The following is a 9,972-nucleotide window of genomic DNA, read 5'->3' on the forward strand; positions in this document are numbered from 1 at the left end:
ATGTCCTCCTATATTAACTCATTGCTTAAAATAAGATTAGTTAACTTTGACTTCTTCCATTACAAAGCCTTCAATAATGTCATCTACTTTGATGTCATTATATTTTTCAATGGTAGCTCCACATTCATAGCCAGAATTTACTTCTTTAGCATCATCTTTGAAACGTTTTAAGCTTGCCAGTTTTCCTTCAAAAATAACAATTCCATCACGGATGACACGAACCCCGCTGTCACGATAAATCGTACCTTCCATAACATAACAACCAGCAATGGTTCCGACTTTAGAAACTTTGTATGTTTCACGTACAACCATTTGTCCGGTAATACGTTCTTCGTATTCAGGATCAAGCATCCCTTTCATCGCTGTTTCGATTTCATCAATTGCTTGATAAATAACGCGATGCAAACGAATATCAACTTCTTCTGTTTCGGCTTGCTGTCTTGCCTGTGGCGTAGGACGTACATTAAAACCAATAATAATGGCATTACTAGCAGCCGCTAAGGTGATATCACTTTCGTTTATAGCTCCAACTGCTGCATGGACAATGTTTACTTTTACGCCTTCCACTTCAATCTTTTGTAATGAAGCAGATAATGCTTCAGCTGAACCCTGTACGTCTGCTTTGATAATAACGTTAACTTCTTTTAATTCGCCTTCTTTTAGGCTTTCAAATAAGTTATCAAGAGTCACACGCGTACCTGAAGCGCGATGTTCTATCAAAGCGCGTTTCGCACGTTCTTCTCCTGCTTGTCGTGCAGTTTTTTCATCTTCAAACACGACAAAGCGGTCTCCAGCTTGTGGTACATCGTTTAAACCAGTAATTTCAACTGGAGTAGCTGGTTTTGCTGATTTATCACGGCGTCCTAAATCATTTGTCATCACACGAACACGACCGTAAGTATTTCCAACAACAATTGGGTCTCCTACTTTTAAGGTTCCTTGCTGTACTAACAATGTTGCTACAGGCCCTTTTCCTTTGTCTAATCTTGCTTCAACTACTGAACCAAGTGCCCGTTGCGTAGGGTCTGCTTTTAAATCTTCCACTTCAGCAACTAATAGAATCATTTCCAGCAATTCTTCAATATTTTGGTTGAATTTAGCAGAAATTTCTACAAATATTGTATCTCCGCCCCAAGCTTCTGGAATTAATTCATATTCACTTAGCTCTTGCATTACTTTTTGTGGATTTGCGCCTGGCTTATCGATTTTATTAACAGCTACAATGATCGGAACATCCGCTGCCTTAGCGTGGTTAATTGCTTCAACTGTCTGTGGCATAACGCCATCATCAGCTGCTACGACTAAGATCGTAATATCTGTAATGCTCGCTCCTCTTGCGCGCATACTAGTAAATGCCGCATGTCCAGGAGTATCTAAAAAGGTGATAGGTTTTCCATCGATATTAATTTGATAAGCGCCGATATGTTGTGTAATTCCGCCAGCTTCGCCGCTTGTTACTCGAGAATGGCGTAAATTGTCTAATAAAGTGGTTTTCCCATGGTCAACGTGTCCCATAATCGTAACAACCGGTGGACGCGAGATAAGATTTTCCTCGTTAACCTCTTGATTTTCAAAGAATTTATCAATATCTGCAATATCGACTTCCACTTTTTCTTCTGCTTTTATGCCATAGTCGGCCGCTAATAGTTCAATACTATCTTTATCAAGAGGCTGGTTTTGATTAACCATAATACCTACCATAAATAATTTTTTGATAATTTCAGCTGGTTCACGTCGGATTTTCTTAGCGATGTCAGCAACATTCATACCCTCAGTATATTCTAAAACTTCAGGTAGCTCATGATATTTACGTTGAGAAACAGCAGCTGGTTTTTTATTCTGTTGTTGTTTTCCCTTTTTCCCTTTTTTATTAAATTTATTGCGGTTTTTGTTATTAAAATCGTTGTTCCTATTGTAATTATTATTACGATTGCGATTTTTACGCTGGTCGTTCGTATTCCCTTGTTTTTTCTTGTCTTCTTGTTGAACCTGTTGTTTTTGCTGACTTTGTCCTTGTTGCTTTTTAGCAGGTCTTTGCGCTTGACGTTTATCGTTAGGTCTTTGAGCTGCTTCTTGTTTTGGTCCAGCTTGTTTCCGTGCTTCTTGTTTTACTGGACGATTTTGTTGCTTATTTGACCGTTGTGTTTGTTCTTTTGCTTGTATATTTTGTTTGTTTGATTGGCTTGCTTGGGATTTTGACTGTTGCGTATTTCTTTTTTCTTGTGGCTTTTGTCTACCTGCCACCTTATTTTGCTGGGCAGGATTTCCTGAACGTGTTGTCTGTTTTTGGCGATTTTGAAATTTCGGATTATTTCGTTGTGTTTGAAACTTCTTTTCCTTAGCCACTTGAGTGTTATCTACTGGCTTCTTATTTGACGATTGTCTATTTTGCGATTGACCATTTAATTTTTGTCGAATTTTCTGTTCTTCTGATTCAGAAATTGAACCCATATGATTATTCACATCGAATCCTAGTGATTGTGCTGCTTCCACAATTTCCTTACTTGATTTATTCATTTCTTTTGCAAGTTCATATATTCTTTTTTTCCCCATGCAAACACCTTCCTAACTTGAGATTAGTTCCTGAATTTTGTTTGCAAAGCCACTATCTAAAACACCAACGACAAAGCGTTTTCGCCCAATCGCTTGGCTTATTTCAGTTGAGTCAAAGCAATCTGCAAACGGAACTTGGTAAAAAGTACTCTTGTCTTTTACCTTTTTTTGTGTGCTTTTACCAGCATTTCCTGCCAACAAAACTAATTTTACTTTTTGTGAACGTATTTTATTCACGGTCATTTCTTCGCCAGTTACAAGCTTTCCAGCACGCATTGCTAAACCTAGCATGTTTAAAGCTTTTTGTTTATTCATTACCAAACAACTCTCGACGAGCTTTTTGATGAGAAACATAATCAAGCAATTCTTGATAAAATTCATCACTTAATTTTGTTTCTAATACACGATCTAAAATTCGTTTGTCCCAAGCTAATTGGGCTTCTTCGGGTTCAATAGCGATATAAGCACCGCGTCCGGGCTTTTTGCCAGTAGGATCGATCGAAACTTCGCCTTCTTTTGAACGTGTAATACGTAATAGTTGTTTTTTAGGAATCATTTCTCCAGATACAACAGATTTTCGTAAAGGAATTTTTCTTTTTTTCATCTAAAAGCCTCCCTATGATTCTGTTTCAGATTCATCTGTTTCGTCAAAAGTAACTTCTTCGTCAGAAACATTTGCCTCATCTTCCAGCGAAGAGTCTACTATTTCTTCTGTTTCTTCAACTTCAGAAGACTCTTGTTCATCTAATTGAGCGTAAAATTCTTCCATATCGGATTCTGACTTAATATCAATTTTATAAGCAGTTAATTTAGCAGCTAAGCGAGCATTTTGTCCGCGTTTTCCAATAGCAAGTGATAATTGATGGTCAGGTACAACAACTGTACAAACCTTAGGATTTTCCATATCAAAAATGACGTCGCTCACTTCTGAAGGATTTAACGCATTGGCAATATAGATTGCTGGATCTTCGTTCCATTCAACAATATCCATATTTTCACCTTTTAGTTCATTCACTAAGGCTTGCACGCGTTGCCCCTTAGGCCCTACACAAGTACCCACTGGATCAATATCAGGGTCTGTAGAACGTACTGCAATTTTTGCTCGATCGCCTGCTTCGCGCGCAATACTTAAAATTTCTACAGTTCCATCGTAAATTTCGGGTACCTCTTGTTCAAATAAGCGACGCAAAAGGTCTGGATGCGTACGACTCACAAATACCTGAGGACCCTTTGATGTATTTTCCACGCGTGTAACATAAACTTTGATACGATCATGTGGCTGATAATGCTCATTAGGTATTTGATCTTGTTTTGATAATACAGCTTCAATTTTACCTAAATTTACATAAATATAGCGACGATCTTGACGTTCTACAACACCTTGCATAATATCATTTTCATAAGCAGAAAACTCGTCATAAATAATCGAACGTTCTGCTTCGCGCACGCGTTGTAAAATCACTTGCTTAGCAGTCTGAGCCGCAATACGACCAAAATCTTTAGGCGTTACTTCAAAACGTATTTTATCTCCAACTTCGTAAGCCGGATTAATTGCAGTCGCGTCTTTTAAGGAGATCTCTAACTGTGAGTCCATCACTTCATCAGTCACTTCTTTTACTGCGTAGACAGTAATGTCTCCTTTTTTTTCATCAAAATTTACTTCTACATTTTGTGATTGACCATAGTGGCGTTTATAAGCTGAAATCAAAGCTGCTTCTAAGGCTTCGATTACAACGGCTTTAGAAACTCCTTTTTCAGCTTCTAGCGTGTCTAACGCATTTAACATTTCTTTGCTCATTCTCTTTGATTCCTCCGTAATTATATTTGTACAGCTAAACGGGCCTTTGCAATTTTCTTGCGATCGATAGTTATTTCCTTCTCTCTTGTTTTAATACGAATTTTTAAAACAAGTTTGTTGGTATCCACTGATTGTAAAAAGCCATCAAATTGTTTTTGGTTATCAATAGGCTCGTATAAAGAAACGTGAATATACTCTCCGATCGCTTCTTGATAATCTTCTTCTTTTTTTAAAGGCCGTTCAGCTCCAGGAGAAGAAACTTCTAAGAAATAGGCTTGCGGGATCGGATCCGGATCTGCATTATCCAGCTTCTCACTCAGATATTCACTTACATAAGCACATTCCTCGATATCAATGCCGCCTTCTTTATCAATAAAGACACGGAGATACCAGCTTTTTCCTTCTTTTACAAATTCTAGATCGACTAGTTCGAAATTATTTTCATCTAATACAGGCATCACCAAGTCTTTTACAGTATCAACGACTGCACTCAATAGTTATCCCCTCCTTTAATTACTTATAAAAACTTTTTCCCATAAAAAGAGTGAGGGAAAAATTCTACCCTCACTCAGCTCTAGTATCATTACTTTTACTAATATAGCACATAATTTGCATAAACTCAAGCTTCCCGCATTTTTTATGTATAAAACCGATATTATAAGAACCTTGCTTTTTTAATTTATTGGAAAATATCCAAAAACATGATTCAAGAATTGCCTGTTAAAATTTCTCTTCAAAAAAAGATTGAGATCACAGTTAAAATTAACTGAAACCCCAATCTTTTTCTTACACTCTACTATAATTATTCACATCAGCCACAATAGCTTCGATAAACATATTGGCAGGCTGAACTTCGGTTTCTTTACTACCATAACGACGTACGTTAACAGTTGCTTCTGCCATCTCTTTATCACCAACAACAATTTGATAAGGAATCTTTTGCGTTTGTGATGCTCGAATTTTATACCCCATTTTTTCATTGCGATCATCGACTTCAACCCGGATTCCTTGTTCTTGCAAGCGACCTTTAATTTCATAAGCATAGTCGCCATGCAAGTCAACCGAAACTGGAATGATCGTCGCTTGAATAGGTGCTAACCACGTAGGAAAAGCTCCTTTGTATACTTCTGTTAAGTGAGCGACAAAACGTTCCATCGTTGAGACAATGCCTCGGTGGATAACAACCGGACGATGGGTATTTTCTCCATCTTCACCTACATAGGTTAAATCAAAGCGCTCTGGCATCAAGAAGTCTAACTGGATCGTCGATAGTGTCTCTTCCATTCCAAGGGCCGTTTTTACCTGTACATCCAATTTCGGACCATAAAAAGCAGCTTCTCCTTCAGCTTCGTAGTATTGAACACCAAGTTCATCTAAAGCTTCTTTTAACACAAATTGTGCATGTTCCCACATCTGATCATCATCAAAGTATTTTTCTTTATCGTTAGGGTCGCGATAACTTAAACGGAAGCTGTAATCATTAATATTGAAATCCTCATATACCGAGGTCATAAGTTCTAACGTACGCTTAAATTCCTCTTTGATTTGATCTGGCCGTACAAAAGTGTGCCCATCATTAAGCGTCATTTCACGAACACGCTGTAATCCAGACAAGGCCCCTGATTTTTCATAACGATGCATTTGCCCTAACTCAGCAATACGAATTGGTAGCTCACGATAAGAGTGAATATCATTTTTATAAACCATCATATGATGGGGACAATTCATTGGTCGCAAAACAAGCATCTCACCATCGCCCATATCCATTGGTGGAAACATGTCTTCGTGGTAGTGGTCCCAATGACCAGATTGCTTATAAAAATCAACATTAGCCATGATTGGCGTATAAACATGTTGATAGCCTAGGCTTACTTCTTTATCAACAATATAACGTTCGATAATTCGGCGGATAGTAGCTCCTTTAGGCAGCCAAAAAGGCAAGCCTGAGCCAACTTCTGAAGATAGCATAAATAAGCCAAGTTCTTTACCTAGTTTGCGGTGATCACGCTCTTTAGCTTCTTCTCTTTGCTTAATATAAGCTTTTAAATCCTTTTTATCAAAGAAAGCCGTCCCGTAAACTCTTTGCATCATTTGATTATTTGAATTACCGCGCCAATACGCACCAGCTACAGACAACAATTTAAACACCTGAATCCGCCCAGTAGATGGAACATGGGGTCCACGACATAAATCAATGAAATCGCCTTGTTCGTAAGCCGTAATTTGTTCACCTTCTGGCATATCCTGAATCAATTCTACTTTGTAGGGATCATCGGCAAAAAGATCCAATGCTTCTTCTTTTGTTAGCTCCTTACGGATGATGGGATTATTCTCTTTGACGATTTTCATCATTTCTGCTTCAATCGCAGGTAAATCTTCTGACGTCACTGGATTGTCGCCATTATCCGTATCATAATAAAAACCTGTGTCGATGGCAGGCCCTACACCAAAATGGATATTTGGATATAAACGACGCATCGCATTGGCCATCAAATGAGCTGTCGAATGACGCAAAATCCCTAAGGCGTCTTCATGGTCGGGTGTAACAATTTCAATTGCCCCATCTTCATTTATCGGTCGATCCAAATCAATTAACTGGCCATTAAATTTTCCGGCTAATGCTTTCTTTGCCAAACTTTTGCTAATATCTTCAGCAATCGCTTTAGACGTGATTCCAGCTTCTAATTCTTTGACAGAGTTATCTGGAAAAGTAATATTTATCATGCTTTTTCCTCCTGTTATTTATTTGACGGATAAAAAAGACCCCCCTATTGTAAATTCCTGTTTACTTTACAATAAAAAAAGCCCCAGTATCCTCTTGATACCAGGGCGAATTTATTCACGGTTCCACCTAATTTTGAATACAAAACAGTATTCCTCATTCGCTTTAACGGAAACGACCGCCTTTGCTTCAACAAAGGTTTCAAAAGTGGTCCTCACTTGGGTTGCTTTTAGAAAAGTTTCAGCCTCGCTTTTCCTCTCTTGTAAAAGACGCACAAGTTTGGGTGTCTTTTTCATCAATCAATTATGGCTTCATTTAACCACTTCTCAAAAAAATTTGCAAGTCTTTAACCATAATTTTTTTTCATTTCAGTTTCTTCTTTATTCAAATCGATAAAAAGCTACTCCGCTTCCTTGATCGGCAGAAATAAATCCACACTTTTCATAAAAATGGCGCACATCCGGTGCTTCTTCAGTCATCAATACCTTTTGCATTACTTGAGGATAATTGGCTAACAGTTTCTTCATCAGGGAAAATCCGACTCCCTGATTTTGATATTCAGGCAAAATCAGCAGATCTTGTACGTATAAAATTGTCGCTCCATCCCCAACCGCTCGAACCAATCCCACTAATTTGTCAGCATCCCAAGCTGTCAGCACTTTCAAAGAATTCTTTAGTCCTGCAGTAAGCTTATCGAACTCTCGAATATAGCGAGACCATCCTACACTTTGGTACAAGTGATATAATTGTTCAGGCGGAATTACTTTTGTTTCTTTTATCTCATATTTTTTCATTGGCTTTCGACCCTTTGTAGGAGATAATTTTTTAAAACTACAGCTTGATTATTTTCCCTATCTTTTGCACCATAAATAAGTGTCACATTATTATCTTTTAACCACTCTTCGATTTGTTTAACAAAGTCTTCAATTTTTTCGTTCTTATCTAATTCTTTTTTATATTCTTTTTCAAACCAAGGAAACTTTTCAGGATCATGTCCAAATTCTTTGCGTAACTCATTATTTGGAGCAATCTCTTTTTCCCATAGTGCCAATGGTAATTTTTCTTTTTTGATTCCTCTAGGCCACATACGGTCAACTAAAACCCGTTTACCATCTGATGGTTCGGTTTTTTCATAAGCACGCTTTATTTGTAATTTTCCCATAAAAATCGACTTCCTTTCTTGTTTCTTTCATTATAGCTTGATGATAAAATAAAAAGCAAATAACTAGAAATAAGAGGGATATAGATGGATTATTTAGCGACCTACAAAGAATTATTATCGATTGCTCAAGCAGGACTCCATTATGGAAAGGATGAATTTGATCGCTTCCGTTATCAAGAACTAAATGACCTAGCACTACAATTACTTCACAGTCTGGGCAATGAACCACAAGAAGCAATTATGGACTTATTTTCACATGAGTCTGGTTATCAAACCCCTAAGGTTGACGTTCGAGCATGGATAACTAAAGAAAACTATATACTATTAGTACAAGACAGTAAAACAAAAGAATGGTCACTGCCTGGCGGTTATGCCGATGTTGGCTTTTCTCCTAAGGAAAATATTTTAAAAGAGGTTTATGAAGAAACAGGACTTACTGTCAATGTAAAACAGTTAAAAGCCATTTTTGATACCAACTTGCGTAAAGATATCCCGCAAGCTTTTCAATATTATAAGCTGGTATTTGGTTGTGAAATTTTATCTGGCTCTTTTTCAAAAAATTTGGAAACAAGTCAAATAGGCTACTTTGCTATAGACAATTTGCCCGCTCTTTCTAAAAAACGTACCACCAAGGAACAATTAGTACAACTCATGCAACAAGAAGGCCCCTGTAATTTTGAATAGTTTGGAGATGATAAAGTGGAAAATATAGGTACCATCTGCTTACAAACGCAACGACTGAAGTTACGTCCATTAGTAACAACTGATGCACGGCAAATGTTTAACCATTGGGCCAGTGATCCTAAGGCCACCCAATATCTTAACTGGAAGCCCTACTCAACCATAAAAGATGTCGAAAACAACTTAAACGAGTATCAAAAAAATTATGTCGATTCCGATTATTTTTTCTGGGGAATCGAAGAAAAAACAACACAACAACTAGTTGGAACCATCTCAGCAAATATCGCTGATAAAACAACTAAAACAGCAGAAGTCGGCTATTGTATTGGACAAGACTGGTGGAACAATGGCCTTACCAGTGAAGCTTTGCAAGAAGTTATCAGCTATCTATTTGAAAAAAATGATTTTGAGCGCGTGGAAGGCTTTTATGATATCGAAAATCCGGCTTCAAAAAAAGCAATGCAAAAGGCAGGAATGACTTATGAAGGGACCTTGCGTAAGCGCCTGGTTAATAATCGTGGCCTGGTAGACAAAGGATGCTGTGCTATTGTAAAAAAAGAGTATCTCAGTAAAAAAGCGGAACAGCAAATATTCCATTTTTTGGATAAAATAGCCCTTTCTTATGAGTTGTTTTATCATAAAGCAGTCTATACCATGGAAGAAATTGATTTCGAATTACCAGGCACAAAAGTAAAAAATTTATTCTTAAAAGGAAAAAATACATTTTATTTAGTCATCCTGCCAGAAAAGAAACGGGCCCCTTTAAAACAAATCGCTCAAGAAGTGGAAGAAAGGCATCTGTCGTTTGCCTCTGATCAAAAACTGAGCCAATTTTTGCATGCTACTCAAGGAGCAGTTTCTCCTTTAGGCTTACTATTTGATACAAAGCAACAAGTCCAGTTAATCATCGATAAACAGCTTCGCTCAACTGAAAAGATTGGTTTTCATCCGAACCAAAATGACCAAACATTGGTCTTTAGCTTTCCCGATTTTCTTACCTTTCTAGAAAAAATTAATCACCCACCCAAGTATATGAGTATATAAAAAAGCAACGTG

Annotated in this window: 10 protein-coding genes; 2 read left to right on the forward strand and 8 right to left on the reverse strand. The window is 37.5% G+C overall.

All coding sequences use genetic code 11. The features are described from left to right. Positions 1-36: 36 nt before the first annotated feature. From infB to TS1_RS01375, 8 genes are all read right to left on the reverse strand, one after another. Complete coding sequence (infB, locus tag TS1_RS01335) at positions 37-2,553, reverse strand: translation initiation factor IF-2 (protein WP_068707025.1); 2,517 nt, start codon at positions 2,551-2,553, stop codon at positions 37-39. 12 nt (positions 2,554-2,565) lie between these two features. Continuing rightward, the gene (locus TS1_RS01340; protein WP_068707027.1) at positions 2,566-2,868 is read right to left on the reverse strand and encodes a L7Ae/L30e/S12e/Gadd45 family ribosomal protein; all 303 of its coding nucleotides are present in this window, start codon (positions 2,866-2,868) and stop codon (positions 2,566-2,568) included. Further along, positions 2,861-3,157, reverse strand: coding sequence for an RNase P modulator RnpM (gene rnpM / locus TS1_RS01345; protein ID WP_068707029.1), 297 nt, complete (start codon positions 3,155-3,157; stop codon positions 2,861-2,863). The genes TS1_RS01340 and rnpM overlap by 8 nt, the downstream gene beginning before the upstream one ends. A 12-nt stretch (positions 3,158-3,169) precedes the next feature. Continuing rightward, positions 3,170-4,351 (reverse strand): transcription termination factor NusA, encoded by a 1,182-nt coding sequence (nusA, locus tag TS1_RS01350; protein WP_068707031.1) that lies wholly within the window; start codon positions 4,349-4,351, stop codon positions 3,170-3,172. Positions 4,352-4,371: 20 nt separating this feature from the next. Then, positions 4,372-4,845 carry a ribosome maturation factor RimP gene (gene rimP / locus TS1_RS01355; RefSeq protein ID WP_068707033.1) on the reverse strand — a complete coding sequence of 158 codons (474 nt, stop codon included), beginning with the start codon at positions 4,843-4,845 and terminating at the stop codon, positions 4,372-4,374. A 292-nt stretch (positions 4,846-5,137) separates the two neighbouring features. Beyond that, positions 5,138-7,075 carry a threonine--tRNA ligase gene (gene thrS, locus TS1_RS01360; protein WP_068707035.1) on the reverse strand — a complete coding sequence of 646 codons (1,938 nt, stop codon included), beginning with the start codon at positions 7,073-7,075 and terminating at the stop codon, positions 5,138-5,140. 378 nt (positions 7,076-7,453) lie between these two features. Next, entirely contained in the window at positions 7,454-7,867 is a 414-nt protein-coding gene (locus TS1_RS01370) for a GNAT family N-acetyltransferase (protein WP_068707039.1), read from the reverse strand. Beyond that, complete coding sequence (locus TS1_RS01375) at positions 7,864-8,235, reverse strand: DUF488 domain-containing protein (protein WP_068707041.1); 372 nt, start codon at positions 8,233-8,235, stop codon at positions 7,864-7,866. Before TS1_RS01375 ends, TS1_RS01370 begins: the two co-directional genes overlap by 4 nt. A gap of 84 nt (positions 8,236-8,319) precedes the next feature. Here TS1_RS01375 and TS1_RS01380 point away from each other — a divergent pair, with 84 nt between their 5' ends. Both TS1_RS01380 and TS1_RS01385 read left to right on the forward strand, forming a co-directional pair. After that, positions 8,320-8,919 carry an NUDIX hydrolase N-terminal domain-containing protein gene (locus TS1_RS01380; protein ID WP_068707043.1) on the forward strand — a complete coding sequence of 200 codons (600 nt, stop codon included), beginning with the start codon at positions 8,320-8,322 and terminating at the stop codon, positions 8,917-8,919. A 15-nt stretch (positions 8,920-8,934) separates the two neighbouring features. Next, complete coding sequence (locus TS1_RS01385) at positions 8,935-9,960, forward strand: GNAT family N-acetyltransferase (RefSeq protein WP_068707045.1); 1,026 nt, start codon at positions 8,935-8,937, stop codon at positions 9,958-9,960. Positions 9,961-9,972 lie beyond the last annotated feature (12 nt).

It is taken from the genome of Tetragenococcus solitarius NBRC 100494 (assembly GCF_001544195.1).
GTDB lineage: Bacteria > Bacillota > Bacilli > Lactobacillales > Enterococcaceae > Tetragenococcus > Tetragenococcus solitarius.

Bases quoted from the DNA above. Each gene is read 5' to 3' on its own strand.
- TS1_RS01340 (WP_068707027.1), bottom strand. From the start codon at position 2,868: ATGAATAAACAAAAAGCTTTAAACATGCTAGGTTTAGCAATGCGTGCT.
- nusA (WP_068707031.1), bottom strand. From the start codon at position 4,351: ATGAGCAAAGAAATGTTAAATGCGTTAGACACGCTAGAAGCTGAAAAA.
- TS1_RS01375 (WP_068707041.1), bottom strand. From the start codon at position 8,235: ATGGGAAAATTACAAATAAAGCGTGCTTATGAAAAAACCGAACCATCA.
- TS1_RS01380 (WP_068707043.1), top strand. From the start codon at position 8,320: ATGGATTATTTAGCGACCTACAAAGAATTATTATCGATTGCTCAAGCA.
- infB (WP_068707025.1), bottom strand. From the start codon at position 2,553: ATGGGGAAAAAAAGAATATATGAACTTGCAAAAGAAATGAATAAATCA.
- rnpM (WP_068707029.1), bottom strand. From the start codon at position 3,157: ATGAAAAAAAGAAAAATTCCTTTACGAAAATCTGTTGTATCTGGAGAA.
- thrS (WP_068707035.1), bottom strand. From the start codon at position 7,075: ATGATAAATATTACTTTTCCAGATAACTCTGTCAAAGAATTAGAAGCT.
- TS1_RS01370 (WP_068707039.1), bottom strand. From the start codon at position 7,867: ATGAAAAAATATGAGATAAAAGAAACAAAAGTAATTCCGCCTGAACAA.